Genomic DNA, 24,605 nt, shown 5'->3' on the forward strand with positions numbered 1-24,605 from the left:
AGCGCCTTCGGCGCTGGCCGCCCAGGGCGTGCGGCTGCTGAGCACGCGCGAGATCGTCAGCCAGTTGGCGCAGCTCGACCGCTGACCTCTCGACCGCTGATCAGCGCGGCATCAGCGCGGCTTCAGCACCAGCGTGTGCTCCGCCGCCCCGCCCCACACCGGCACGTCTTCCACCTTCGCCCAGCGCTCGACGAAGTTGCGGTACAGCGGTGAAAACACGATACCCGACTGCCCGCTCGACTGCATGAAGCGTGAACGACCCCGGTCGCCCAGGTCGTACAGCGCCCGCAGCGACGGGCCGTGCTCAGCCAGGTACAGCTCGCCGGTCGTCGCATCCGGTCGCAGGCCGACGCGCGACACGTTGATCGTGTAGGTGTCGCCGCCCACCGGCGCACGCAGTTCGAACCAAGGCGCCAGCGCCTTCACCTTGCTGAACGGCCGGTGCTCGGCGCGCGCCTGGTGCGCCCGGCCCCATTGCCAGGCCGAGACATCGCCGCCCTGCGACTGCTGCAGCTCGTCGAGCGCCCGCGTGAACGCCGCATCCACCTGCTGCGCACAGGTCTCGACCGCCGGCGTCGTCTTGTCGTCGCACCACCAGCCGTCCTGGCGTTCCAGCACGCCCTCCAGCGCTTCGCGAAAACTGCGGCTGCCGAGCTGCCGCTCGTACAAGGCGCTGCCGAGTTCGTCGCTGAACACCGCCTGCGTCAGCTGCCGCGTCCAGGCCGACAGGATCAGCGGCGCGGCGCGATCGGCCGCCATCGTGCCGTCGAACGACGCCAGCTCGCGCTGCGCGGCCGCCGCCAGCGGATGGTTCGACACGGCGCGCTTCAGCACCGGCAGCAGCTTCAGCGCCGCCAGCGACAGCTGGTCGCGCTGGATCGTCCGCAGGCTGGCGATCGAATGCTTGGTCGTCGCGGCCAGCAGCTGCTCGATGCGCTGGTGGCGGTACGGCGGCGCCCACTCGCTGGTCAGGAAATGCGGGTACGCCGGCCCGACGATGCGCTGGTTGGCGGTCGCGATCCAGGCGCGAGCGGGATCGATCTCGCGCGGCGTCTCGCCGGCCGCCACGCTGCCGACCCAGTCGTAGCGCGCGTCCCAGCCCGGCGCCGGCACCAGGCCCTTCAAGTCGTTCGCGGGCCCGCGCACCGGCACCCGCCCGGCCGCCACCATCGCGATGCGCCCTTGCGTGTCGGCCACCACCATGCTTTGCATCGGCGCGACATAGCCCGCCGACGCCGCGATGAACTCGTCCACCGAGCGGGCCGAATTGAAACCGATGCCAGCATCGACCGAATCAGCATCAACATCGAGCGCCGTCCAGCGCATCGCCAAGGCGTAGGTGGGTGCGGTCGGCGCACCGGTCAGCCCATCGGTCGGGCCACCGGCGTCCGAGATCACCGGCCCGTGCCGGGTGCTGCGCACGGTCATCGTCACATCGGCATGGCCCTTGACCTTGATGACTTCAGTGCTGCGCTCGAACGCCGCCCAGCCGTCGGGGGTCTGGTACTGCGTCGCGTCGTCGGGCCGGATGCGTTCGAGGTACAGGTCCTGCACGTCGGGCGCGGTGTTGGTGAAGCCCCACGCGATGTGGTCGTTCTGGCCGAGCACGACGATCGGCAGGCCAGGCATGGTCGCGCCCGCCACCTGGAAGCCGGGCGCGTCGAGCCGCGCCAGGTACCACAGCGACGGCGCGCTGAGCTTCAGGTGCGGGTCGTTGGCCAGCAGCGGCCTGCCGCTGTCGGTGTGCGAGCCGGCGACCACCCAGTTGTTGGAGCCGACGCCTTCGACGCCGGACTCGGGCGCCGTCAGCAGCGCCTGGCGGCCCAGCGTGCCGTCGACCTTCAGCCCGCGGAACAGCGCCGCGTAGTCGGCCGTCGCCAGCGGCTGCTCGCCGGGGTACGGCGGCAACAGCTCGTTGATGCGCTCGACCGGCATCTTCAGCGACAAGCGCATCCGCAGCAGCTCGCTCGACCAGTTGCCGCCCAGGTCCCAGGCCATCATCGTCGCCCAGGCCAGGCTGTCGACCGGCGTCCAGCGTTGCGGCTGCAGCCCGAGCAGCACGAACTCCGGCGGCCGCGCCTTCAGCGAGCCGGCGAGGTAGGCGTTGATGCCGGCGCTGTAGGCCTCGAGTGCGGCCCGCGTGGCCGGGCTGGCCCGCTGCCACTGCGCCTGCGCGGCACGGCGCACGCCGAGCGCGCGCAGGAAGCGGTCGGTGTCGAGGGCCGGCTCGCCGAAGGCCTCGGCCAGCTGGCCCGCGCCGATGCGGCGGTGCGTCTCCAGCTGCCACAACCGGTCCTGGGCGTGCGCGAAGCCGAGGCCGAACATCGCGTCCTCGCGCGAGGACGCGTGGATGGTCGGCACGCCCTGCGCATCGCGCTCGATGCGCACTTCGCCGCGCAGGCCGTCCACACGCTGTTCGCCGTCGAGCTGCGGCAGCGTGCGCCGTGCATAAACCCACAGCAGCACCGCCGCCAGCAGCAGCACGACCACCAGACCCACGACACCGTGCCGCAGCCATTTCATCGTTCGTTCCTTCCAGTGCGTTCCCGCGCAGCGTAGCCGGCCCCGATGAACGGCAGGCAGAAGTGCCTCATTTCGTGCGATCTGCGGCGCCGGCCGCTGTACAGAATGCCAGGGCACCTACACCGGCCTGCGCGCCGGCCGAAAGCCCTGCAAGTGAAGACACCCGCCACCGCCATGAAAACTGCACGACTTTCGCTCGAGCTCGACGCCGCCCTGCAGAACATCCCCGGGATGCCGCAAGAGCGATTGGCCCGGGTCGCCGCGCGCCGGGTCTTCGTCGAGATGAAGCAGTGCTTCATGGAATCGGCGGCGGGCCTGCAGGGGGCGTCGGCCGCGCTGCTGAAGCGCCAGCTGCGCATCGCCGGCGACATCGGCGAGCTGCTCGAACTGAGCGACACGCTGCTGGCGGTGCTGCCACCCGAGGAGCGCAAGGCGGTGCGCCGCCAGCTCGACGCCGCCTTCCCGATGGCCGGCCGCGACACGGAGTTCGTTCCGCTCTGACCGGCCGGCAGCCTCAGGGCTGCAGCGGCCCCAGGTAATCGCTTTTCCCCAGCTCGACGCCGTTGTGGCGCAGCAGCGCGTAGATCGTCGTCGCGTGGAAGAAGAAGTTCGGCAGCACGAAGGTGCGCAGGTAGACCTCGCCCTTCAGCGTCAGCGGGCCGTCGCGGCGCGGGATCGTCACGTCGCGGTCGTCGCTGCCGACGATCTTCTCGGACGGGATCGATTCGAGGAAGGCCACCGTCTTCGCGATGCGCTCGCGCAGCTCGGGCAGCGTCGTCTCCACGTCATCGAACTTCGGCGACTCGATGCCCGCCAGCCGGGCGGCACCGAACTTCGCGGCATCGCTGGTCAGCTGCACCTGCCGCGTGAACGACAGCATGTCGGGCGACAGGCGCGTGCCGAGCAGCACGGCGACATCGAACTTCTTCGCCTGCGCATGGGCTTCGGCCTTGTCGAGCCACTTGCCGATGTTGCCGAGGGTGCGCAGGAAGATCGGCACGCTGGCCGAGTACATGGTGAGGGACATTGTTCGTCTCCGGGTTTGGGGTGTGGGGGCGGATGCTAGCCTTCCTGGCTGCACCGTGCCGGCATGGGGTGGCCGCGCCCCGCCGAGCATGCACAATCAAAGCCGTGAACATCATCATCCTCGACGACTACCAAGATGCGGTCCGCAAGCTCAAGTGCGCCCAGCGCCTGGAGCAGCTGAATGCCAAGGTGTTCACCAACACCGTCAAGGGCATCGGCCAGCTGGCGGTGCGCCTGCGCGACGCCGAAGTGCTGGTGCTGATCCGCGAACGCACCCAGTTCCCGCGCCAGCTGCTCGAAAAGCTGCCGAAGCTGAAGCTGATCTCGCAAACCGGCCGCGTCGGCTCGCACATCGATCTCGAGACCTGCACGCGGCTGGGCATCGCGGTGGCCGAAGGGGTCGGCTCGCCGGTCGCGCCGGCCGAGCTGACCTGGGCGCTGATCATGTCGGCGATGCGCCGGCTGCCGCAGTACATCGGCAACCTGAAGCACGGCGCGTGGCAGCAGTCGGGCCTGAAATCGGCCTCGATGCCGCCGAACTTCGGGCTCGGCATGGTGCTGAAGGGCAAGACGCTCGGCCTGTGGGGCTACGGCAAGATCGGGCAGATGGTCGCCGGCTACGGCCGGGCCTTCGGCATGAACGTCATCGTCTGGGGCAGCGAAGCCTCGCGCGAGAAGGCGCGGGCCGACGGTCACCAGGCCGCCGAATCGCGCGAGGCCTTCTTCGAGACCTGCGACGTGCTGTCGCTGCACCTGCGGCTGGTCGACGAGACCCGCGGCATCGTCGGTGCCGACGACCTCGCCCGCATGAAGCCGACCGCGCTGCTGGTCAACACCTCGCGCGCCGAGCTGGTCGAAGAAGGCGCGCTGGTGTCGGCGCTGAACCGCGGTCGCCCCGGCATGGCGGCGGTCGACGTGTTCGAGAGCGAGCCGATCCTGCAGGGCCACCCGCTGCTGCGGCTCGAGAACGCGGTGTGCACGCCGCACATCGGCTATGTCGAGCAGGACAGCTACGAGCTGTACTTCAGCGCGGCCTTCGACAACGTCGTGAACTTCATCAACGGCACGCCGACGAAACTGGTGAACCCCGAAGCGCTGCGAGTCATCCGTTGAGCGAACCGCTGCCCGCGCTGCGCCAGCCGGGCTCGCTCGGCGAGCTGTTCCGCGTCTTCAACCGGCTCGCGCTGCAGGGCTTCGGCGGCGTGCTGGCCGTCGCGCAGCGCGAACTGGTGGAGCGCGAGCGCTGGCTCGACCGCGACGAGTTCGTCGAGATCCTGTCGGTCGCCCAGGTGCTGCCGGGGCCGAACATCGTGAACCTGTCGCTGATGATCGGCGACCGCTTCTTCGGCCTGCGCGGCGCATTCACCGCGCTGGCCGGCATGATGCTCGCGCCGCTCGTCATCGTGCTGGTGCTGGCCGCGCTGTACGCGCGGGCGGCGCAGCACCCGCTGGTCAGCGGCGCGTTGCGCGGCATGGGGGCGGTGTCGGCGGGGCTGATCATCGCGACCGGCCTGAAGCTCGCCGTCAGCCTGAAGCGCAACGAGATGGGCCTGCCGCTCAGCCTCGCGATCGGCGCCTGCACCTTCGTGATGGTGGCGCTGATGCGCTGGTCGCTGATCTGGGTGCTCGCGGGGCTGGGCTCGCTGGGCATCGCGGCCGCCTGGTGGAGGCTGCGCAAGTGACTGAACTGGGCATGCATGGCTTGAGCATCGGCGACCTGCTCGCGCTGTTCAGCCACTTCCTGATGCTGAGCCTGCTGGCGGTCGGCGGCGCGATCACCACCGCGCCCGACATGCACCGTTACGTGGTCGGCGAGCGGCACTGGCTGAGCGACGACCTGTTCACCGCGTCGGTCGCGCTGGCGCAGGCGGCGCCGGGACCGAACGTGCTGTTCGTCGCGGTGCTCGGTTTCAATGCGGCGGGCCTCGCGGGCGCGGCGGCGACGCTGCTGGGCATCATGCTGCCGTCGACCACGCTCGCGCTGTGGGCGACGCGCTGGAGCCATTCGCGGCGCGACACGCTGGGCGTGCGGGCGTTCAAGACCGGCCTCGCGCCGCTGACGCTCGGCCTGCTGCTGGCCACCGGCTGGATCCTGGCCGATCCGGTGCGCGACCGGCCGGCGGCGATCGTGCTGATCGGCGTGACGGTCGTGGTGATGTTGATGACGCGGCTGAGCCCGCTGTGGCTGGTCGCGCTCGGCGCGGTGGTCGGCGCGCTCGGCTGGATCTGAACCTGGGGGCCGCCGTCGAAGTGAACGGCGATCCCCGGATTTGCATCCGGGCTACGCGGCCAGCGCTTCAGCCACCAGCGCCGGCAAATCAGCCAGGTCGTGCAGCAGCTCCGGCGACAGCCCTTCTGGCAGTTCGTCGAGCGCCGCGCCGCGCCACATCACCTCGGTGCTGCCGTTCGCACCGCGCTGCACCACCACGCGCAGCAGCAGGTCGGGCGACGCATCGGAACTGGTCATCAGCACCGGCGTGCCGCCTTGCGTCGATTCGAAGACGATCACCAAGCGCTGGCGATCGTTGTCCTCGCCGACGCTCTGCTGCAGCCGCACCAGCACCGGCATGCCATGCCGCTCGGCGCAGGCTTCGATGCGCTGCACCGTCTCGGTCACGCCGAACCGGCTGACGCTCGCTCGCGTCAGCCGCTCCTCGGCACCAAAGGCGCGCGAACCACCCAGGGCTGCGACGATCATCGCAATGCCACCGGTCATCCAGAAACGAAACGGGCTCTTCATCGGGGGTCTCCCTCGGGTCACCGACAGACGATAGGGTTCGAACAGCGGTCCTTCAAGGGTCTGAATGTCACTCAACGTCGCTCCACAGTTAACGACGGTGTCGCGACCGTCACACCGTGCTCAGCACGAACGCAGAGTGTGGCCTGAAGCGGTGACGCTTTGGTGAACGGCCCCCGAGCAATAGGGATATCCAACGAACATTCATGCGGCACTGCAGCACGCTGCAGGCCGCGAATTCACTTGGTCCCGAAGATCTTGTCGCCGGCGTCGCCGAGGCCCGGGATGATGTAGCCCAGCTCGTTCAGGTGGCTGTCGATCGACGCCGTCCAGCAGCGCACGTCGGGGTGGGCTTGCTGCAGTGCAGCGACGCCCTCCGGCGCGGCCACCAGCACCAGCGCGCGGATGTCGGTGCAGCCGCGACGCTTCAGCAGGTCGATGGTCGCGATCATCGAGCCGGCGGTGGCCAGCATCGGGTCGACGATCAGCGCGGTGCGCTCGTCGAGGTGGCCGACGAACTTCTCGAAGTAGTGCTCCGGCTGCAGCGTCTCGTGGTTGCGCGACAGCCCGACGACGCTGATCTTCGCGTTCGGAATCATGTCGAGCACGCCATCGAGCATGCCGAGGCCGGCCCGCAGGATCGGCACCACCGTCACCTTGCGGCCGCTGATCTGGTCGATCTCGACCGGGCCGCTCCAGCATTCGATCGTCGTCTTGGTCAACGGCCAGTCGGCCGTGGCCTCGTAGGCGAGTAGCCGCGCCAGCTCGTGGGTCAGCTCGCGGAACTTCTTGGTCGAGATGTCGGCCTCGCGCAGCAGGCCGATCTTGTGTCGCACGAGCGGGTGGTTGACGGCAATGGTCGGCATGGCGTGCTCCGGTGCGCGGATCAGTCGGCTGCTTGCTTCATCCGCTGACGCCCCGCCTCGTACAGGCAGATGCCGCTGGCCACCGAGACGTTCAGGCTCTCGACCGCACCGCGCATCGGCAGCCGCACCAGCACGTCGCAGGTCTTGCTCGTCAGCTGGCGCATGCCGCTGCCTTCGGCGCCGAGCACCAGCGCGACCGGGCCGGTCAGGTCGATGTCGTACAACGATTGCGGTGCGTCATCCGACGTGCCGACGATCAGGATGTCGCGTTCCTTCAGCTCATTCAAGGTCCGTGCCAGGTTGGTGACCATGAAGTAGGGCACCGTGTCGGCCGCGCCGCTGGCGACCTTGGACACGGTGGCGTTGATGCCGACCGCATGGTCCTTGGGTGCGATCACCGCATGCGCGCCGGCGCCATCGGCCACCCGCAGGCAGGCGCCCAGGTTGTGCGGGTCGGTGATGCCGTCGAGCACCAGCAGCAGCGGGACCTCTTCGACGGCGTCGAGCGTGTCGTCCAGCGAATGGCTCATCGCCATCGCCTCGACCCGCGCGACAACGCCCTGGTGGCGGTGCGAGCCGCACAGCTTCTGCAGGCGATCGTCGTCGCTGTCGATCAGCTTGGCGCCGGCCTCGGTCGCCCGCTCGACGAACTGCCGCATGCGCTGGTCGCGGCGGCTCGGGTCGACGTGGATCTCGAGGATGGACTTGGGCGCGGTCTTCAGCCGCACGGTGACGGCGTGGAAGCCGAACAGGATCTTGTTGCTCATGGCGCGATGGTACGGCCAGCGCCGTGCGGCGCGTCAGAGGGTGAGAGTGAATCCGGCGTGCCCGAGCAGCCTGTCCAAACGCGTCCAATCAAGGCGCAAAGCGCAGCCGTAGCTCGGGCTACGGCGAGCATTTGCAACGCAGAGTGGGCGTGTTTGGGCAGGGTGAGCGGGCATGGCGGATTTGCTCTCACCCTCTCAGGCGAGGTGGCGCTGCACCAGGCCGACCAGCTCGGCGTAGTCGAAGGGCTTGGCCAGGTAGGCGTCGAAGCCGGACCGCAGGATGCGCTCCTCGTCGCCCTTCATCGCCAGCGCCGTCAGCGCGATGATCTTAAGCCCCGCCGTCGTCGCCCCGGCCCGCAGCAGCCGCGTCGCCTCCAGGCCGTCCATGCCGGGCATCTGGATGTCCATCAGCACCAGGTCGGGCAGGTGCTCGCGGGCCAGCCGCACGCCCTCCTCGCCGCCCTCGGCGCACAGCACCTCGTGCCCGCCCTTCTGCAGCACCAGCTGCGCGAGCTTGCGGTTCTGTGCGTTGTCTTCGACGACCAGGATGCGTGCCATGGTTTTTCCTCGCCTTGTGCCCTTGTCAGGCGTGTTCTTGAGTCGCCGGCAGCGGCGGCAGCGTGAAATAGAAGGTGGCGCCCCGGCCCGGTGCCGATTCGGCCCAGATGCGCCCGCCGTGCTTGGTCACGACCCGCTGGGCAATCGCCAGGCCCACGCCGTTGCCGGGGAACTGCGACCCGGGGTGGAAGCGCTGGAACGGCCGGAACAGCCGCTCGCCGGCCGCCGCGGCGTCGAAGCCGGCGCCGTTGTCGCGCACGCAGAACGCCGCATCGCCCACCGTGCCGGCGCGCCGCAACTCGATCTGCGGCGCGTCGGCCCCGGCGCTGTACTTCCACGCATTGCCCAGCAGGTTCGACAACGCGACGCGCAGCAGCCCCGGGTCGCCCTGCACCGTCAGGTCGTCATCGTGGCGCCACGCCACCTGGCGCTGCGGCTGCGCCTGCGCGAGCTCGCCGACGATCTCGCCGGCCATCGCCGCCAGGTCGACCGGCGCGGATTGCATCTCGGTGCGCGACATGCGCGCCAGCACCAGCATGTCGTCGATCAAGCGGTTCATGCGCTGGGCCGCGCCCTGGATGTGGCCCAGGAAACCCTGGCCCTTGGCATCGAGCGAATGCCCGTGGCCCTGCTGCAGCAGCTGCGCGAAGCCGGCGATCTGCCCGAGCGGCGTGCGCAGGTCGTGCGACACCGAATAGCTGAACGCCTCCATCTCGGCATGCGCGCTGCGCAGCTCGCGGTAGGCCCGCTCCATCGCGATCGCCTGCGCCTCGGTCTCGCGGCGCATGCGGTGCAGGCGCACGAACACCGCCACCTTGGCGCGCAGGATCTCCGGCACGATCGGCGACAGGATGTAGTCGACCGCGCCGATGCGGTAGCCGGCGAAGGTGTCGGCCTCGTGGGTGTAGATCGCCGAGACGAACACGATCGGCACGTCGGCACCGCCCGGCAGCTCGCGCAGGCGCCGCGCCACGTCGAAGCCGCTGATGCCGGCCAGGTGCACGTCCAGCAGCACCATCGCCCACGAGCGTTGCGCGAAGCGCTCGAGTGCCGCCTCGCCGCTGTCGACGGTGTGGATCTCGGCCCCCATGTCCTGCAGCGTCGCGCGGTACAGCCTCAGGTTGGCCGGGTTGTCGTCGACGACCAGGATCGACGGGGTGGCACCGTGGTCCATCGTCATGCCCGTCGCGGCCGTCCCTTGGCCAGCGCCCGCTTCACCTCGGCCAGCAGGCTGGCCGGCTGGAACTCGGATTTCTCCATCACCTGCTGCACGCGCCCGCTCAGCAGCGCGCGATCCTGCACCGTCAGCAGCTTGGCGGTCAGCACGATGATCGGGATGTCGGCGGTGTCGCTGCGCCCGCGCAGCGCCTCGATCACGTCGAAGCCCGACAGCTGCGGCATCATCAGGTCGAGCACGATCAGCGCCGGCCGCTGCTGGCGCACCACCTCCAGCGCCTCGCGGCCGCTGTAGGCCAGCATCGGCACGAAGCCGGCCGACTGCAGGTGCTTGCCGACCAGCGTGACGGCCTTCGGATCGTCGTCGACCACCAGCACGCGCGCCCCCGGCAGCTGCCCTTCCAACCCGACCGCCGCCAGCGCGGCCAGCAGGTCGTCCTTCGAGACCGGCTTGGTCAGCACCTGCGACGCACCGAGCGCGAAGCCGCGCCGCGCCTCGGCGGTGATCGACACGATGACGACCGGGATGTGCCCGGTCTGCGCCTGCTCCTTCAGCTGCGACAGCAGCTCCCAGCCGTCGCGGCCGGGCAGGATGATGTCGAGCACCAGCGCGGCCGGCAGCAAGGCCGCGGCCCGCGCCAGCCCTTCTTCGGCGCTGCGCGCGACCTCGACGCGGTAGCCGTTGGATTCGAGCTGGGCGCGCATCAGCGTCGCGGTGCGCGGGTCGTCCTCGACGACCAGGATCAGCGGCGCATCGGGGTCGATCTCGCGCGGCTTGCCGTTCGGCGGCGGCAGCACGACCGGCTCGGGCGGCGCCTGCTCGCGCAACGCGCGCTCCGCGTCGTCGCCCGCCGGCCGCCACGGCAGCCAGACCACGAAGGTGGTGCCGACGTTCGGCGTGCTGCGCAGCATCAGCCCGCCGCCGTGCAGCTCGACCAGGCGCTTGACCATCATCAGCCCGAGGCCGGTGCCCTCGTACTCGCGCGACAGCGACGAATCGATCTGCACGAAGGGCTGGAACAGCCGCGTGATGCCGTCGGGTGCGATGCCGATGCCGGAATCCTCGATGCGGATCTCCAGGAACGACGGCAGCGTGCGTTCGGACGGCCGGAAGACGCGCGTGTCCTGCGCCTCCAGCACGCCGTCGACGTCGGCGCGCGCGACACGCTTCATCGCCAGCGTGACGACGCCGCCTTCGGGCGTGAACTTGATCGCGTTCGACAGCAGGTTGAAGACGATCTGCTTGGACTTGCGCAGGTCCAGCTGCAGGCTGCCGAGGTCGGGCGCGCACACCGCGTTCAGCCGCAGGCGCTGCGTCGACGCCTTCTCGCGCATCAGCGAGACCGCGCTCGTCATGACGTGCGACGGCTCGGCCACACCCAGCTCGAGCGGCATGTGCCCCGACTCGACCTTCGACAGGTCGAGGATGTCGTTGATCAGGCTCAGCAGGTGCCGGCCGCTGACGTGGATGTCGTTGGTGTACTCCAGCTGCTCGGCGTTCATCTCGCCGGCCAGGCCGTCCTTCATCAGGCCCGAAAAGCCGATCACCGCGTTCAGCGGCGTGCGCAGCTCGTGCGACATGTTGGCCAGGAACTCGCTCTTCATGCGGTTGGCCTTCTCGAGCTCGGCGTTCTTGATCTGGATGTCTTCGCCGCGCACGCGCAACTGCTCGGCCAGCAGGTTCAGCTCCTGCAGCTGGCCGAGGTTGTGCAGCGCCACCGCGAACTGCGCGCACAGCCGCTCGATGAAGCCGCGGTCGCGCGTCGACAGCGGCGCCGACGCGGCCAGCGCGAGCACGCCGATCAGGCGCCCCTGGTAGCTGACTGGGGAGATCAGCAGCGCGGCCGGGTGCAGCGTCGCCAGGCCGGTCTCGATGCGCAGCCCGCTCGCTTCGTCGAAGCGGTCGAAATACGCCGGCTTGCCGCTGCGCGCCACCGCGCCGACCGCGCCGTCGTCGATGCGCAGCACGCTCTTCAGGTCGGCCGGCGCGTTGTGCCGGGCCACCGTGCGCAGCACGCCGCCCCATTCCTCGTGCTCGTAGAACACGGCCACCGGAAACAGCGGGTTCTCGCCGATCAGCGCCAGCGTCTCGGCCAGCACCACCTCGCGCGTGGACTGCGCGTTGTAGAGCGTCAATGCGCGGGCGTGCAAGGCGTCGTAGCGGCGCTCTTCGGCGACCGCCTGCTCGGCGCGCTGGCGCGCGGCCCAGTCGAGCCGCAGCCGCCAGGCGATCACGCCCAACAGCAGCACCAGCGCGACCAGGAACACGACGAAGGTGGTGACCGTGGATTGCGAGCGCTGGTCTTCGACGCCCTCGCGCTCGGCGAGCAGCCGCCGTTCCTCGGTGTTGATCTGGTCCAGCAGCGCGCGGACGCGGTCCAGGCGCCGCACGCCGCGCGCGACCCGTTCGTCGAGCGACTGCGGCGTCTCGCTGGGCAAGCGCGCCTCGTTCTCGTGGAAGATCTGCACGCGCGCCGCGATCTCACCGCGCAGCTCCGACACCCGCGTCTGCTGCTGCGGGTTGTCGGCGGTGAGCCACGCGAACTGGCGCAGCCCGGCGTCGATCACGGCCAGCGTGGCGTCACGCTCCTCGAGGTAGACCCGGTTGCCGCTCGCGATGAAGGCACGCTGCGCGGCCTCGCTGCGGTAGATGTCCGACTGGATGTCGGAGGTCACGCTGATCACCTGCTGCGTGTGGCTCACGAAGGCCGAGGCCTCGAGCGTCTGGCGCGCGAAGTTCCATCCGATGGCCGCGAGGCTGAGGATGGCGGCCACCGCCACCAGAAAGCCCGCGGTCGCGAGCTGCTGAACCGACAAACGCGTCATCCGTTCTCCGATGCGCGCCTTCTCGAGAGCCTCCTCGACTACCGGAGGTCATCGGACGACGTCGTTGGACCATCGTGACCATCCCGCCGACCGATGCGGCGAAGAGCGAGTCACCGGTGTATCACAGGTTGCGGCGTTTCGTCGGCGCGAGCGCAGGTCAGCGGCGCAGCATCGTCACCGCCAGCAGCAGGCCGATCAGCACCGGCTGGTGGAGCATGTAGAAGCTCAGCGACCAGCGCCCGAGCACCGCGAACGGGTGCAAGGCCTTCGGCAACGCGCCGGTGACCCACTCGCGGCGGTTCGCGAGCACCCATTGGCCGGCGGCCAGGCCCCACCACATCACGCCGATCCACGGCAGCACCGGCACGTAGTCCTCGGTCACCGGCTTGTGCGTGATCAGGCCGATCCAGTTGGTGAGCCGGGTGTCGAACCACGGGTGCTGCAGCAGCCGCGGCAGCGCGATCGCCAGCGCGCCCAGCAGCCACAGCCAGCGGCCGGCATTCGCGGTGACGCGCGTGACGATCAGCATCACCGCGATGCCGTGCAGCACGCCGAAGTAGATGAAGCTGCGCGGGAACATCAGGGTCGAGCCCGCGCTGACCAGCAGCGCACAGCCCGCCACCTGCGCCCAGCGGCGCCAGAAGCGCGGCCAGCCCTGGCCCTGCTCCCACGCGATCGCCTGCCCGAAGCCGGCGCAGAACAGGAACAGCGTGACGATGCAGGTGCGCTGGGTGAGCCAGAACGGATCCGACGTGAAGCTCTGCCGGATGAAGTGGTAGTAGTTCAGGTCGAAGCAGAAGTGGAACGCGGCCATCCACAGGATGGCGACCGCGCGCAGCGCGTCGAGGCGGTCGAACCGGGAAGCAGGCGGGCGGGAAGGCAGGTTCATGGGCTCGGGATTGTGCAAGAGCCGACCGCACGAGCCAGCGGGCAACCCCGGGAAAGTCCTAGGTTCATGTTCTATTGTTAGGACATTAATGAAACATTAACATCGCCACCGCTTGATACGTCAGGCTCCATAACTCTGACCCCAGGAGACATGCATGTCGATTTCCCAACGTACCGTGCGCGGCTTGAGCCTCGCGATGATGGCCGCCGGCCTGATGACTGCCACGCTGGCGCAAGCCGGTGAGGTGGAAGTCCTGCACTGGTGGACCTCGGGCGGCGAAGCCAAGGCGGCTGCCGAGCTGAAGGCCACGATGCAATCGAAGGGCCACACCTGGAAGGACTTCGCGGTCGCCGGTGGCGGTGGCGATTCGGCGATGACGGTGCTGAAGTCGCGTGTGGTGTCGGGCAATGCCCCGGCTGCGGCGCAGATCAAGGGCCCGTCGATCCAGGAATGGGCCAAGGAAGGCGTGCTCGCCAACATGGACGACGTCGCCAAGGCCAACAAGTGGGACGACCTGCTGCCCAAGGCCATCGCCGACGGCCTGAAGTACCAGGGCCACTACGTTGCCGCGCCGGTCAACGTGCACCGCGTGAACTGGCTGTGGGCCAACCCGGAAGCCTTCAAGAAGGCCGGCGCCAAGGTGCCGACCACGTGGGACGAGTTCTTCGTCGCCGCTGAAGCGCTGAAGAAGGCCGGCATCATCCCGATCGCCCACGGCGGCCAGAACTGGCAGGACTTCACCACGTTCGAGGCGGTCGCCCTGGGCGTCGGCGGTGCGGACTTCTACAAGAAGGCACTGGTGCAGCTCGACGCCGGCTCGCTGAAGAGCGCGACGATGGACAAGGTGCTGACGACCTTCCGCAAGGTCAAGGGCTACACCGACAAGAACGCTCCGGGCCGTGACTGGAACCTGGCCACCGCGATGGTGATCAAGGGCGAGGCCGGCATGCAGATCATGGGCGACTGGGCCAAGGGCGAGTTCCTGGCCGCCGGCAAGGTCCCGGGCAAGGACTTCACCTGCGTGGCCGCCCCCGGCACCGCGAAGTCGTACACCTACAACGTCGACAGCTTCGCGCTGTTCAAGCTGAAGGATCCGGCCAACCAGAAGGCCCAGCAGGACCTGGCCACCGCGATCATGTCGCCGGAATTCCAGGAAGTGTTCAACCTGAACAAGGGCTCGATCCCGGTTCGCCTGGGCATGGACCTGAAGAAGTTCGACGATTGCGCGAAGACCTCGGCAGCCGACTTCGTGTCGACCTCGAAGGCCGGCACGCTGGTGCCGTCGATCGCCCACGGCATGGCCGTTCCTTCGGCTGCCGAAGGCGCGATCAAGGACGTGGTGTCGCAGTTCTGGAACGACGACAAGATCACGTCCGCCCAGGCTCAGGACCGCCTGGTCGCTGCTGCCAAGACGAAGTAATCAGGCTTTAGCCCTGCCTCGGACGGCGCCCACTCGGGCGCCGTCTTCCTGTTGCACGGGGATGGCGCACCATTCGCGTCTCGCCCCCGGTTGGCCTGCCCATGAAATCCTCCGCCTCTGTTCGCCTCAGCCAGTGGATGCCCAAGCTGGTCGTCGCTCCGTCGTTCCTGCTGGCCTTCTTCTTCATCTACGGCCTGATCGCGTGGAACGGCTACCTCTCGCTGTCGGCCTCGCGCCTGCTGCCCAACTACGAATTCATCGGGCTGGAGCAGTACACCAACCTGTTCGCGAGCGAACGCTGGTGGGTCGCGCTGAAGAACCTCGGCATCTTCGGCAGCCTGTTCATCTTCTTCGGCATGGCCATCGGCCTGCTGCTGGCGATCCTGCTCGACCAGAAGATCCGCGTCGAAGGCGTGCTGCGCACCGTCTACCTCTACCCGATGGCGCTGAGCTTCATCGTCACCGGCACCGCGTGGAAGTGGATCCTGAACCCCGGTCTCGGCCTCGAGAAGGTCCTGCAGGGCTGGGGCTTCGAGAACTTCCATTTCAGCTGGCTGATCGACCCCGACATGGCGATCTACACCGTGGTCATCGCGGGCGTCTGGCAGAGCGCCGGCTTCGTGATGGCGCTGTTCCTGGCCGGCCTGCGCGGCATCGACGACTCGATCCTGAAGGCCGCGCAGATCGACGGCGCGAGCCTGCCCCGCATCTACTGGCGCATCATCATCCCGAGCCTGCGGCCGGTCTTCTTCAGCACGCTGATGGTGCTGAGCCACCTGGCGATCAAGAGCTTCGACCTGGTGATGGCGCTGACCGCCGGCGGCCCCGGCTACGCGACCGACATGCCCGCCACCTTCATGTACACGATGGCGTTCTCGCGCGGCCAGATCGGCCTGGGCGCGGCATCGGCCACGGTCATGCTGGCCACCGTGGCGGCGCTGGTCGTGCCCTACCTGTATTCGGAACTGCGCGTCAAGCGCTGAGCGGGCGCTGAGAGAACAAGACATGGGAAACAAATTCAACTGGCACCGCGCGGCGCTGTGGTCCGTGCTGCTGCTGTTCGCGGTGGTCTTCCTGATGCCGATGTACGTGATGCTCACGACCTCGCTGAAGGACATGAACGAGGTGCGCGAGGGCAACCTGCTGTCGCTGCCCTCCGCGCCCAGCTTCGCGTCCTGGGCCAAGGCCTGGTCGACCGCCTGCACCGGCATCGACTGCGGCGGCCTGAGGCCGTTCTTCTTCAACTCGGTGCTGATGGTGCTGCCGGCGGTGGCGGTGTCGACCTCGCTCGGCGCGATCAACGGCTACGTGCTGAGCAAGTGGCGCTTCCGCGGCAGCGAGTTCATGTTCGCGATGATGCTGTTCGGCATGTTCATGCCGCTGCAGGTGGTGCTGCTGCCGATGTCGCAGGTGCTGGGCTGGTTCGGCATCGCGAGCTCGATCTGGGGGCTGGTGGCGGTGCACATCATCGCCGGCCTGCCGTCGACGACGCTGTTCTTTCGCAACTACTACGTCGGCCTGCCCGACGAGCTGATCAAGGCGGCGATGCTGGACGGCGCGGGCTTCTGGCGCATCTTCTGGCGCATCGTGCTGCCGCTGTCGACGCCGATCGTGGTCGTCACGCTGATCTGGCAGTTCACGAACATCTGGAACGACTTCCTGTTCGGCGTGGTGTTCTCGGGCGGTGCGTCCAAGCCGATCACCGTCGGCCTGAACAACCTGGCCAACACCTCGAGCGCGGTGAAGGAATACAACGTCGACATGGCGGCCGCGATGATCGCCGCGCTGCCGACGCTGTTCGTCTACATCGTCGCAGGCAAATACTTCGTGCGCGGCCTCACCGCCGGCGCCGTCAAGGGCTGACCGGCCCGGGCTTCAAAGAGAAAACGTCATGGGTGCACTTTCAATTCGCAACGTCCGCAAGAGCTACGGCCCGGTGGAGATCCTCAAGGGCATCGACATCGAGGTCGAGAACGGCGAGTTCCTGATCCTGGTCGGCCCGTCCGGCTGCGGCAAGAGCACGCTGCTGTCGATGATCGCCGGGCTGGACACTCCGACCTCGGGCAGCATCCACATCGCCGACCGCGACGTGACCTACGCGCTGCCCAAGGACCGCGACATCGCGATGGTGTTCCAGAGCTACGCGCTGTACCCGAACATGAACGTCGGGCAGAACATCGCGTTCGGGCTGGAGATGCGCAACGTGCCGAAGGCGCAGCGCCAGGAGGCGATCCAGCGCGTCTCGAAGATGCTGCAGATCGAGCACCTGCTCGACCGCAAGCCGGGCCAGCTGTCGGGCGGCCAGCGCCAGCGCGTCGCGATGGGCCGGGCGCTCGCGCGCAACCCGAAGCTGTTCCTGTTCGATGAGCCGCTGTCGAACCTGGATGCCAAGCTGCGCGTCGAGATGCGCGCCGAGATCAAGCTGCTGCACCAGCGCACCAAGACCACCACCGTCTACGTGACGCACGACCAGGTCGAGGCGATGACGCTGGGCGACCGCATCGCGGTGATGCGCGACGGCCTGGTGCAGCAGTTCGGTACGCCCGACGACATCTACTCGCGCCCGGCGACCCGCTTCGTGGCCGAGTTCATCGGCTCGCCGGCGATGAACATCATCGACAGCCAGCGCGCGGCCGACGGCCTGGCCGCGCAGGGCGTTCCGCTGCTGCTGAACGATGCGCAGCGCGGCGCGCTGCAGTCCACCAACGGTGCGGGCATCAGCTACGGGCTGCGGCCGGAGAGCCTGTCGTTCGACGACCAGGGCCTGCCGGGCACGATCAGCATGCTGGAGCCGACCGGGCCGGAAACCTACGCGATGGTCGAGACGGCCGTCGGCAAGCTGACCGCGCGCGTGGCCGGCAAGGTGCACCAGCATGTGGGCGACAGCGTGCACCTGCGCTGGCAGCCGGAAGACGCGCACCTGTTCGACGCGAAGAGCGAGCAGCGCGTGGTGGGTTGAAGACCATGGGGTGAGGTAGTCACCGTCCGCAGGGACGAAGCGAGGAGGCAGTGCATGACACCGATCATCGACTTCCGCTCACCCGACTTCCTGCGCCGGCACATCCTCCACACGATGTCGTTCTACGAGGGCCGCAGCCGCGACCCGAGCGGCGGCTTCTACCACTTCTTCAAGGACGACGGCACGGTCTACGACCGCGAGACGCGCCACCTCGTCAGCAGCGCGCGCTTCGTGTTCAACCATGCGATGGCGGCGCGGCATTTCGGGCGGCCGGAGTGGCGCGAGGCCACGCGCCACGGGCTGCGCTTCCTGCGCGATGCGCACCGCGACGCCGACACTGGCGGCTACGCCTGGCAGGTGCGCTGGCACGGCGCCGGCGGCAACTATGGCGAGCGCGACGTGCTCGACGCAACCAACCACTGCTATGGCCTGGCGTTCGTGCTGCTGGCGCATGCGCAGGCCTTGATGGCCGGCATCGAGGACGCCCGGCTCGGCCTGCACGAGACCTTCGGGCTGATGGAGCAGCACTTCTGGGAGCCAGCGCACGGGCTGTACGCCAACGAGGCGAGCGCCGACTGGAAGCTCGCGCCGTACCGCGGGCAGAACACGAACATGCACGCCTGCGAGGCGATGCTGGCGGCCTTCGAGGCCACCGGCGACGAGCGGTTTCTCGACCGGGCCGAGACGCTGGCGCGCTCGGTGACGCAGCGGCTGGCGGCGTTGGCGCACGGGCTGGTCTGGGAGCACTACCGGCTCGACTGGTCGATCGACCGGGAGCACGGCAGTGGCAACGACAGTGACGACAAGAGCAACCCCTTCCGGCCGTGGGGCTTCCAGCCGGGGCACCACGCCGAGTGGGCGAAGCTGCTGCTGATCCTGGACCGGCACCGGCCGAGCGACTGGCTGCTGCCGCGGGCGCGCGAACTCTTTGCGGCGTCGACGCAGCACACCTGGGATGCGAAGCACGGGGGGCTGTTCCATGGCTTCGCGCCGGACTTCAGCGTCTGCGACACCGACAAGCATTCCTGGGTGCAGGCCGAGACGCTGGCGGCTGCGGCGTGCCTGGCGGTGCGCACCGGCGAAGGCGGGTACTGGGATTGGTACGACCGCATCTGGGACCACAGCTGGGCGCACTTCGTCGACCACGAGCATGGGGCGTGGTACAGGATCCTGACGCACGACAACCGGAAGTACAGCGACGAGAAGAGCCCGGCCGGCAAGACCGATTACCACACGATGGGCGCGTGCTACGAGGTGCTGCTGGCGCTTGGCGGGTGATGGGGCCTGCGGGCTACGACCTCAGCGCCCGCCGCGCGGCATACGACAAGGCATCGACGACGGCCACCAGCGCGATCATCGCGAGCAGCACCGTGCAGGTCTCGTGCATCTGGAACAGGCCGAGGTGGAAGTACAGCATCTGGCCCAGGCCGCCGGCGCCCACCACGCCCAGCACTGCGGCGGCACGGATGTTGTTCTCCCAGCGGTACAGGCTGTACGACAGCAGTTGCGGCAGCACCTGCGGCAAGGTCGCCCACAGGAAGACGCGCACGCGACCGGTGCCGCGCACACGCAGCGCCAGCGCCGGGCCGGCGGCCGCGTTCTCGATGCTCTCGGCGAACAGGCGGCCCAGCACGCCGGTGGTGTGCAAGGCCAGCGCCAAGGTGCCGGGGAACGGGCCCAGCCCGGCCGCGATCAGCAGCAGCGAGGCCCACACCAGCTCGGGGATCGAACGCAGCGCGTTCAGCAGCAGGCGCGCAGCGCCATGCACCGCGCGCGCCGCGGCTCCCCCACGCGCACTCGCCGGCAAGGCCACGCACAGGCCGACCCCTGCCGCGAGCACCGTGCCGAGCAAGGACATCGCCAGCGTCTCGCCCGCCGCGACCAGCGTGCGGCGCAGGAACGCAGGAGCCGTCTCCGGCGGAAAGAAGCTCGCGCCGAACGACGCCAGCTTCGCCAGCTCGGCCGGCGCGAGGAACTCGCGCCAGTGCAGGTCGAGCGTCGCGAAACTGGCCACCACCAGTGCCAGCACGCCGGCCAGCACCAGCAGCCCGCGGCGGCGCGACGAGGTCGGGGGTGGCAGCACGCTGGTCTCGCTCATCGCCTTCATCCCATCACCCGCCGCAACACCGCGCTCACGCGGTCGCTCAACCACACCAGCCCAACGAACACCAGCAGGATGGCGCTCACTTCACTGCCGGCGAACACCTTCGTGGCGCTGTCGAGCAGTTGGCCCAGCCCGCCCGCGCCGACGAAGCCGAGCACCACCGACGAGCGGATCGCGCACTCCCAGCGGTACACCGTGTAGCTGACCAGCTCGCCGGCGCACTCCGGCAGCGCGCCGAACAGCAAGGCCTGCAGCCGCCCGCTGCCGTTGCGCAGCAGCGCCTGCGTGGCCGCAGGGTCGCTGCTTTCCAGGATGTCCGCATACACCTTGCCGAGCATGCCGCCGTAGGTGATCGCGATCGCCAGCACGCCCGAGGTCGGCCCGAGGCCCACGGCCCGCACGAACAGCAGCGCCCAGACCAGTTCGGGAATCGAGCGCAGCACCACCAGCACCCAGCGCACCGCCTGCCGCAACGCCGTCGGCAGCGGGCCCATGCTCGCGGCCAGGCCGCTGAGGGACAGGCGCGCGGTCGACAGCAGCGCCAGCGGCACCGCCAGCAGCCACGCGAGCGCCAGGCCCGCCGTCGCGATCGCGACGGTGCGCCAAGTCTCGCGCAGCAGCTCGGCCAGGAAATCGGCATCGTGCTTCGGTGGCACGAAATCGGCGACGAACTTCCAGGTCGCGCGCAGGCTGCGCGCCTCCAGCAAGGTTGCCGGATTGAACTCGGTCCACACCAGCACCGGCCACGCGAGCACCGCCACCACCAGCAGCCACGACACCCTGCGCAGCAGCGCCGGGTCGTGCAACGCGGCACCGGTCGAACGCATGGCCTGCGCCATCACCGGCACATGCTTTCGGGCAACGCGTCGGGGACCGGCAGCGGATCGGCCGGTGCGGCCCCCGGCAGCTCGCCGGCGTACAGCTCGCGCAAGGCGGCATCGTCCAGCCCGGCCGCCGGGCCGTCGTACACGCAGACGCCGGCACGCAGCTCGACGATGCGTTCGAAGCGCTCGCGCGCCACGTCGACCTGGTGCAGGCTGCAGACCAGCGTGCGGCCGTCGCGCCGCGCGGCACCGAGCAGCGCATCGATCACGCCGCGCGCACGGGTCGGGTCCAGCGCCGACAAGGGCTCGTCGACCAGCCACAGGCTTGCCTGCGACACCAGCGCGCGCGCCAGCCCGACGCGCTGCCGCTCGCCACCCGACAGGCGGTCGACGCGCAGCCACAGCTTGTCGGCCAGGCCCACTTCGGCCAGCGCCGCCTGCGCGAGCCCGGCATCGTGCGGGCTCCACAGCGTGCGCAGGCTCTGCAGCAACCCCATCGCCGGCAGCCGCCCGGCCAGCACCGCCGTCACGACGCGCTGGCGCGGTGGCAGCGGCGGCACCTGCGGCGCGAGGAACAAGCGGCCGCGCAGCCGGCGCAGTTCGCGCGTCGGCATCGCCCACGGATCGCGGCCGAACAGCGAGACGCTGCCGCCCGCCGGCCGCACCGCGCAGGCAAGCGCCATCAGCAGGCTGGTCTTGCCGGCACCCGAGGCTCCGATCACCGCGACCTGCTCGCCCGCCGCGATGCGCAGGTCAAGCCCGCGCAGCGCGAGGCCCGGCACGCCCGGTGCCGCCGGGGCCGACAGCGCGCGCAGCTCGACGGCCGCTGCAGCTTCGTTCACTTCAGCAGGCCGGCGTTCTCTGCCGCGGCCTTGATGCCGACGTAGTTCTCGGGCTTGGTCGCAATGAAGCGGGTCGCGCGCTGCAGGCCCAGGATTTCCTTGCCTTCCGGCGTGGCCGGGTCGAGCGCGAGGAAGGCCTGCTGGATCTTGTTGCGCAGCTCGGCCGGCATGTCGGCATGCACCGTCCAGTTGTAGTCGTAGTAGGCCGGCGTCGTGAAGAACACCTTCACCTGGCTGGTGTCGACCTTCTTGTCGGCAACGAACTTCTCCCACACCGAGATGTTCAGCGCGCCGGCATCGACCTTGCCGCTCGCCACCGCCGCGATCGTCGCGTCGTGCGCGCCGGAGAAGCTGACGCGCTTCAGGTCGGCGTCGGGGTTGATCTTCGCGGCCAGCAGGAAGCTGCGCGGCATCAGGTGGCCCGAGGTGCTCGAGGCCGAGCCGAAGCTCAACGTCTTGCCCTTCAGGTCTTCGAGCTTCGCGATGCCGCTCTGCGCATCGGTGATGAAGACCGAGCGGAAGCGCTCGTCTTCCTCGCGCTGCACCAGCGGGATCACCTTGCCGTTCGAGCGCACGCTAGCCTGCACGAAGGTGAAGCCGCCGAACCAGGCCAGGTCGATCTTGCGGTTGACCACCGTCTCGACGGCCGCGGCGTAGTCGGTCACCGGCGTCCACTCGACCTTCATGCCGAGCTTCGCTTCGAGGTACTTGCCGAGCGGCGCGAACTTGCGCGCCAGCTCGGTCGGCGATTCATCGGGGATCGCGGTGACGCGCAGCACGCCGGGCGTGGCGGTCTGCGCCGCGGCGGTACCGGCGATCAGCGCGAGCGAGACGGTGGCGAACAGGTGGTGGAGCGAGCGTTTCATCGGTGGGATCCAGGGGGTTCAAGAAAGGGAGGCGATGCGCCGCGCGAGTGCCGCGATGCCGTCGGGAGAGAGGTCGTCGGCCTCGACGCGCTGCGCCTGGCCGATGCGTTCGAGCTGCCGCCCTTGCGAGCGGGCGTAGAGCGGATCGTAATGCTGGGCCATCAGCGCCTCGAACAAGGGCGGCAGCTCGCGCTGCAGCGCCCAGGCCTGCCAGCTCGCGAGCGTCTCTTTCGGCAGCAGTTCGCGCAGGCCGCCGAGCTTGTCGGCCAGGCGCTGCGGGTCGTCGCCCAGCCAGGCGTAGTCGCGCAGCAGGTAGGCGAGCCGGGCCTCGCGCGTCGCGGCGATCTCGACGATCGGGCTCGCGCGCAGGCGCTGCAGCAGCGGCTCGGGCACGGTGAGCCGGCCGATGCGGCGGCTCTCGGCCTCGACCCAGATGCGGCGCGTCGGATCGAGCGCGTCGAGCGCGTGCAGCAGCTGCGTCTCGAAGCCCTTCTGCGACGGCTGTTCGGTGCCGGGCAGGTCGCCGAGCACCGAGCCGCGGTGGGCGGCCAGCGCCTCGAGGTCGAGCACCTGCTCGCCCTGCTCTGCCAAAGCGTGCAGCACGCGCGTCTTCGCGCTACCGGTCGGGCCGCAGAGCACGCGCAGCGGCAGCGCCGGTGCGCGCGTGGCGAGTTCGCTGATCACATGCGCGCGCCACGACTTGTAGCCGCCCTTCAGCTGCTGTGCATCCCAGCCGACCAGCCGCAGCCAGTGGACGAAGCTGCCGCTGCGCATGCCGCCGCGCCAGCAGTAGAGCAGCGGGCGCCAGTCGCGCGGCTTGTCGCGCATCAGCAGGTCGAGGTGGTCGGCGATGTTGCGCGCCACCATCGCGCCGCCGATCTTGCGGGCCTCGAAGGCCGACACCTGCACGTAGGTCGTGCCGACGATGCGGCGCTCGTCGTCGCTGAGCACCGGGCAGTTGATCGCACCGGGGATGTGGTCGAGCGCGTACTCGGCCGGCGTGCGCACGTCGATCAGCACGCTGAAGGCGGACAGGTCCTCGACGGTGGTGGGCTTGTGGCTCACGGGCGTGCCTTCAGTCTTCTTTTGATCGACACTTCAACGATGACCGAACCCATTCGACTCACTTCCTTCTCGCATGGCGGTGGCTGCGGCTGCAAGATCGCACCCGGCGTGCTGGCCGACATCCTCGCGCGCGCGCCGCAGGGCCTGGTGCCGCCCGAGCTGATGGTGGGCACCGAGACCGCCGACGACGCGGCGGTGTACCGGCTGAACGATCAGCAGGCGCTGGTGGCCACCACCGACTTCTTCACGCCGATTGTCGACGACCCGCGCGACTTCGGCCGCATCGCGGCGACGAATGCGATCTCCGACATCTACGCGATGGGTGGCACGCCCATCATGGCGCTCGCGCTGGTCGGCATGCCGCTCGACAAACTGCCGCCGGCCGTCATCGGCGCGATCCTCGAAGGCGGCGCGAGCATCTGCCGCGAGGCCGGCATCCCGATCGCCGGCGGCCATTCGATCGACGTGCTGGAGCCGATCTACGGGCTGGTGGCGCTCGGGCTGGTGCATCCCGATCGCGTGCGCCGCAATGCCGATGCGCGCGATGGCGACGTGCTGGTGCTGGGCAAGCCGCTCGGCGTCGGCATCCTGTCGGCCGCGCTGAAGAAGGGCTTGCTCGATGCGGCGGGGTATGCCGAGATGATCCGGCATACGACGCAGCTGAACCGCGTGGGCAGCGAGCTGGGTGGGCTGGACGGCGTGCATGCGATGACCGACGTGACGGGGTTCGGGTTGGCGGGGCACTTGCTGGAGGTGTGCAGGGGCTCACGCCTCGCGGCCGAGCTGGACTTCTCCGCGCTGCCCTTGATCGAATCGGCCGCCATTCATGCCCGCAACGGCATCGCGACCGGGGCGTCGGCGCGCAACTGGGCCGGGTATGGCGCCGACGTGACGCTCGCGCCCGAGCTGCAGCCGTGGCAGCAGGCGCTGCTGACCGATCCGCAGACCAGCGGCGGGCTGTTGGTGAGTTGCGCGCCCGAGGCGGCGGCGCAGGTGCTGGCGCGATTTCATGCCACCGGGTTTGGGCAAGCTGCGGTGATCGGGCGGATGCGGCAGGGGTCGCCGCGATTGGAGATCAAAGCCAGCACACCCCGTTTGCCCTGAGCACAAGAGGTCCTTGAAGGGACCCGGCGGTTGCAAAAAAACTCCGTTCACCC

General features: G+C 69.3%; 24 protein-coding genes. 10 read left to right on the top strand and 14 right to left on the bottom strand.

Annotation, left to right across the window (positions count from 1 at the left end):
- Window positions 1–111: 111 nt before the first annotated feature.
- The gene (locus ACXJLU_RS01475; protein WP_457328740.1) at window positions 112–2,523 is read right to left on the bottom strand and encodes a penicillin acylase family protein; all 2,412 of its coding nucleotides are present in this window, start codon (window positions 2,521–2,523) and stop codon (window positions 112–114) included.
- Between the two features lie 174 nt (window positions 2,524–2,697).
- Here ACXJLU_RS01475 and ACXJLU_RS01480 point away from each other — a divergent pair, with 174 nt between their 5' ends.
- Window positions 2,698–3,024 carry a hypothetical protein gene (locus tag ACXJLU_RS01480; protein WP_457328742.1) on the top strand — a complete coding sequence of 109 codons (327 nt, stop codon included), beginning with the start codon at window positions 2,698–2,700 and terminating at the stop codon, window positions 3,022–3,024.
- A gap of 13 nt (window positions 3,025–3,037) precedes the next feature.
- On the opposite strand, the gene ACXJLU_RS01485 is transcribed toward ACXJLU_RS01480, so the two are convergent.
- On the bottom strand, window positions 3,038–3,550 hold the full coding sequence (locus tag ACXJLU_RS01485) for a DUF1993 domain-containing protein (protein ID WP_457328743.1): 513 nt from the start codon (window positions 3,548–3,550) through the stop codon (window positions 3,038–3,040).
- A gap of 104 nt (window positions 3,551–3,654) precedes the next feature.
- On the opposite strand from ACXJLU_RS01485, the gene ACXJLU_RS01490 reads away from it, so the two are divergent.
- From ACXJLU_RS01490 to ACXJLU_RS01500, 3 genes are read left to right on the top strand one after another with little or no spacing between them, the layout of a single operon-like run.
- The gene (locus ACXJLU_RS01490) at window positions 3,655–4,662 is read left to right on the top strand and encodes a D-2-hydroxyacid dehydrogenase family protein (protein WP_457328744.1); all 1,008 of its coding nucleotides are present in this window, start codon (window positions 3,655–3,657) and stop codon (window positions 4,660–4,662) included.
- Complete coding sequence (locus tag ACXJLU_RS01495; protein ID WP_073466806.1) at window positions 4,659–5,231, top strand: chromate transporter; 573 nt, start codon at window positions 4,659–4,661, stop codon at window positions 5,229–5,231. Before ACXJLU_RS01490 ends, ACXJLU_RS01495 begins: the two co-directional genes overlap by 4 nt.
- Before the next feature lie 11 nt (window positions 5,232–5,242).
- A complete protein-coding gene (locus ACXJLU_RS01500) occupies window positions 5,243–5,779 on the top strand; it encodes a chromate transporter (protein ID WP_457328745.1) in 537 nt (178 codons plus the stop codon).
- Window positions 5,780–5,830: 51 nt separating this feature from the next.
- Here ACXJLU_RS01500 and ACXJLU_RS01505 read toward each other — a convergent pair whose 3' ends face one another.
- The 7 genes from ACXJLU_RS01505 to ACXJLU_RS01535 form a co-directional block, all read right to left on the bottom strand.
- Window positions 5,831–6,289, bottom strand: coding sequence for a DUF302 domain-containing protein (locus ACXJLU_RS01505; RefSeq protein WP_457328746.1), 459 nt, complete (start codon window positions 6,287–6,289; stop codon window positions 5,831–5,833).
- Between the two features lie 236 nt (window positions 6,290–6,525).
- The gene (upp, locus tag ACXJLU_RS01510; protein ID WP_073466808.1) at window positions 6,526–7,152 is read right to left on the bottom strand and encodes a uracil phosphoribosyltransferase; all 627 of its coding nucleotides are present in this window, start codon (window positions 7,150–7,152) and stop codon (window positions 6,526–6,528) included.
- Between the two features lie 20 nt (window positions 7,153–7,172).
- A complete protein-coding gene (gene rlmB / locus ACXJLU_RS01515) occupies window positions 7,173–7,919 on the bottom strand; it encodes a 23S rRNA (guanosine(2251)-2'-O)-methyltransferase RlmB (RefSeq protein WP_457328747.1) in 747 nt (248 codons plus the stop codon).
- A 195-nt stretch (window positions 7,920–8,114) separates the two neighbouring features.
- Window positions 8,115–8,477 (bottom strand): response regulator, encoded by a 363-nt coding sequence (locus tag ACXJLU_RS01520; protein WP_457328748.1) that lies wholly within the window; start codon window positions 8,475–8,477, stop codon window positions 8,115–8,117.
- Between the two features lie 25 nt (window positions 8,478–8,502).
- On the bottom strand, window positions 8,503–9,657 hold the full coding sequence (locus ACXJLU_RS01525) for a sensor histidine kinase (protein ID WP_457328749.1): 1,155 nt from the start codon (window positions 9,655–9,657) through the stop codon (window positions 8,503–8,505).
- Complete coding sequence (locus tag ACXJLU_RS01530) at window positions 9,654–12,479, bottom strand: response regulator (RefSeq protein WP_457328750.1); 2,826 nt, start codon at window positions 12,477–12,479, stop codon at window positions 9,654–9,656. Before ACXJLU_RS01530 ends, ACXJLU_RS01525 begins: the two co-directional genes overlap by 4 nt.
- 157 nt (window positions 12,480–12,636) lie before the next feature.
- Window positions 12,637–13,368, bottom strand: a complete 732-nt coding sequence (locus tag ACXJLU_RS01535; RefSeq protein ID WP_457328751.1) for an acetyltransferase domain-containing protein — start codon at window positions 13,366–13,368, stop codon at window positions 12,637–12,639.
- A gap of 196 nt (window positions 13,369–13,564) precedes the next feature.
- Between ACXJLU_RS01535 and ACXJLU_RS01540 the strand changes: the two genes are divergently transcribed.
- The 5 genes from ACXJLU_RS01540 (at window position 13,565) to ACXJLU_RS01560 (ending at window position 19,025) form a co-directional block, all read left to right on the top strand.
- On the top strand, window positions 13,565–14,788 hold the full coding sequence (locus tag ACXJLU_RS01540) for an ABC transporter substrate-binding protein (RefSeq protein ID WP_143171602.1): 1,224 nt from the start codon (window positions 13,565–13,567) through the stop codon (window positions 14,786–14,788).
- A 101-nt stretch (window positions 14,789–14,889) separates the two neighbouring features.
- Window positions 14,890–15,771, top strand: coding sequence for a carbohydrate ABC transporter permease (locus ACXJLU_RS01545; protein ID WP_073466815.1), 882 nt, complete (start codon window positions 14,890–14,892; stop codon window positions 15,769–15,771).
- 22 nt (window positions 15,772–15,793) lie between these two features.
- Entirely contained in the window at window positions 15,794–16,651 is an 858-nt protein-coding gene (locus ACXJLU_RS01550) for a carbohydrate ABC transporter permease (RefSeq protein WP_457328752.1), read from the top strand.
- A 28-nt stretch (window positions 16,652–16,679) separates the two neighbouring features.
- Window positions 16,680–17,747 (top strand): ABC transporter ATP-binding protein, encoded by a 1,068-nt coding sequence (locus tag ACXJLU_RS01555; RefSeq protein ID WP_457328753.1) that lies wholly within the window; start codon window positions 16,680–16,682, stop codon window positions 17,745–17,747.
- Window positions 17,748–17,801: 54 nt separating this feature from the next.
- Window positions 17,802–19,025, top strand: coding sequence for an AGE family epimerase/isomerase (locus ACXJLU_RS01560; protein ID WP_457328754.1), 1,224 nt, complete (start codon window positions 17,802–17,804; stop codon window positions 19,023–19,025).
- Window positions 19,026–19,038: 13 nt separating this feature from the next.
- Here ACXJLU_RS01560 and phnE read toward each other — a convergent pair whose 3' ends face one another.
- Genes phnE through mnmH form a run of 5 tightly spaced genes read right to left on the bottom strand, consistent with a single transcriptional unit; the run spans window position 19,039 to window position 23,448 of the window.
- Window positions 19,039–19,854: a phosphonate ABC transporter, permease protein PhnE gene (phnE, locus tag ACXJLU_RS01565; protein WP_457328755.1), complete on the bottom strand. Its 816-nt coding sequence runs from the start codon at window positions 19,852–19,854 to the stop codon at window positions 19,039–19,041.
- Window positions 19,851–20,678 carry a PhnE/PtxC family ABC transporter permease gene (locus tag ACXJLU_RS01570; protein ID WP_457328756.1) on the bottom strand — a complete coding sequence of 276 codons (828 nt, stop codon included), beginning with the start codon at window positions 20,676–20,678 and terminating at the stop codon, window positions 19,851–19,853. The genes phnE and ACXJLU_RS01570 overlap by 4 nt, the downstream gene beginning before the upstream one ends.
- A gap of 11 nt (window positions 20,679–20,689) precedes the next feature.
- Window positions 20,690–21,517 (bottom strand): phosphonate ABC transporter ATP-binding protein, encoded by an 828-nt coding sequence (locus ACXJLU_RS01575; protein ID WP_457328757.1) that lies wholly within the window; start codon window positions 21,515–21,517, stop codon window positions 20,690–20,692.
- Window positions 21,514–22,383 (bottom strand): putative selenate ABC transporter substrate-binding protein, encoded by an 870-nt coding sequence (locus ACXJLU_RS01580; RefSeq protein ID WP_457328758.1) that lies wholly within the window; start codon window positions 22,381–22,383, stop codon window positions 21,514–21,516. Before ACXJLU_RS01580 ends, ACXJLU_RS01575 begins: the two co-directional genes overlap by 4 nt.
- A gap of 18 nt (window positions 22,384–22,401) precedes the next feature.
- Complete coding sequence (gene mnmH, locus ACXJLU_RS01585) at window positions 22,402–23,448, bottom strand: tRNA 2-selenouridine(34) synthase MnmH (protein ID WP_457328759.1); 1,047 nt, start codon at window positions 23,446–23,448, stop codon at window positions 22,402–22,404.
- Window positions 23,449–23,487: 39 nt separating this feature from the next.
- Here mnmH and selD point away from each other — a divergent pair, with 39 nt between their 5' ends.
- On the top strand, window positions 23,488–24,552 hold the full coding sequence (gene selD, locus ACXJLU_RS01590) for a selenide, water dikinase SelD (protein ID WP_457328760.1): 1,065 nt from the start codon (window positions 23,488–23,490) through the stop codon (window positions 24,550–24,552).
- Window positions 24,553–24,605: the final 53 nt, after the last annotated feature.

The sequence above is a fragment of the Rhizobacter sp. P5_C2 genome (assembly GCF_054049715.1).

Coding starts and splice junctions, on each gene's coding strand:
- ACXJLU_RS01505 (WP_457328746.1), bottom strand. CDS start 6,289: ATGAAGAGCCCGTTTCGTTTCTGGATGACCGGTGGCATTGCGATGATC.
- rlmB (WP_457328747.1), bottom strand. CDS start 7,919: ATGAGCAACAAGATCCTGTTCGGCTTCCACGCCGTCACCGTGCGGCTG.
- ACXJLU_RS01485 (WP_457328743.1), bottom strand. CDS start 3,550: ATGTCCCTCACCATGTACTCGGCCAGCGTGCCGATCTTCCTGCGCACC.
- ACXJLU_RS01475 (WP_457328740.1), bottom strand. CDS start 2,523: ATGAAATGGCTGCGGCACGGTGTCGTGGGTCTGGTGGTCGTGCTGCTG.
- ACXJLU_RS01520 (WP_457328748.1), bottom strand. CDS start 8,477: ATGGCACGCATCCTGGTCGTCGAAGACAACGCACAGAACCGCAAGCTC.
- ACXJLU_RS01580 (WP_457328758.1), bottom strand. CDS start 22,383: ATGAAACGCTCGCTCCACCACCTGTTCGCCACCGTCTCGCTCGCGCTG.
- ACXJLU_RS01550 (WP_457328752.1), top strand. CDS start 15,794: ATGGGAAACAAATTCAACTGGCACCGCGCGGCGCTGTGGTCCGTGCTG.
- ACXJLU_RS01540 (WP_143171602.1), top strand. CDS start 13,565: ATGATGGCCGCCGGCCTGATGACTGCCACGCTGGCGCAAGCCGGTGAG.
- ACXJLU_RS01525 (WP_457328749.1), bottom strand. CDS start 9,657: ATGACGATGGACCACGGTGCCACCCCGTCGATCCTGGTCGTCGACGAC.
- selD (WP_457328760.1), top strand. CDS start 23,488: ATGACCGAACCCATTCGACTCACTTCCTTCTCGCATGGCGGTGGCTGC.
- ACXJLU_RS01560 (WP_457328754.1), top strand. CDS start 17,802: ATGACACCGATCATCGACTTCCGCTCACCCGACTTCCTGCGCCGGCAC.
- ACXJLU_RS01535 (WP_457328751.1), bottom strand. CDS start 13,368: ATGAACCTGCCTTCCCGCCCGCCTGCTTCCCGGTTCGACCGCCTCGAC.
- ACXJLU_RS01555 (WP_457328753.1), top strand. CDS start 16,680: ATGGGTGCACTTTCAATTCGCAACGTCCGCAAGAGCTACGGCCCGGTG.
- ACXJLU_RS01480 (WP_457328742.1), top strand. CDS start 2,698: ATGAAAACTGCACGACTTTCGCTCGAGCTCGACGCCGCCCTGCAGAAC.
- phnE (WP_457328755.1), bottom strand. CDS start 19,854: ATGAAGGCGATGAGCGAGACCAGCGTGCTGCCACCCCCGACCTCGTCG.
- ACXJLU_RS01530 (WP_457328750.1), bottom strand. CDS start 12,479: ATGACGCGTTTGTCGGTTCAGCAGCTCGCGACCGCGGGCTTTCTGGTG.
- ACXJLU_RS01545 (WP_073466815.1), top strand. CDS start 14,890: ATGAAATCCTCCGCCTCTGTTCGCCTCAGCCAGTGGATGCCCAAGCTG.
- ACXJLU_RS01570 (WP_457328756.1), bottom strand. CDS start 20,678: ATGCGTTCGACCGGTGCCGCGTTGCACGACCCGGCGCTGCTGCGCAGG.
- upp (WP_073466808.1), bottom strand. CDS start 7,152: ATGCCGACCATTGCCGTCAACCACCCGCTCGTGCGACACAAGATCGGC.
- ACXJLU_RS01500 (WP_457328745.1), top strand. CDS start 5,243: ATGCATGGCTTGAGCATCGGCGACCTGCTCGCGCTGTTCAGCCACTTC.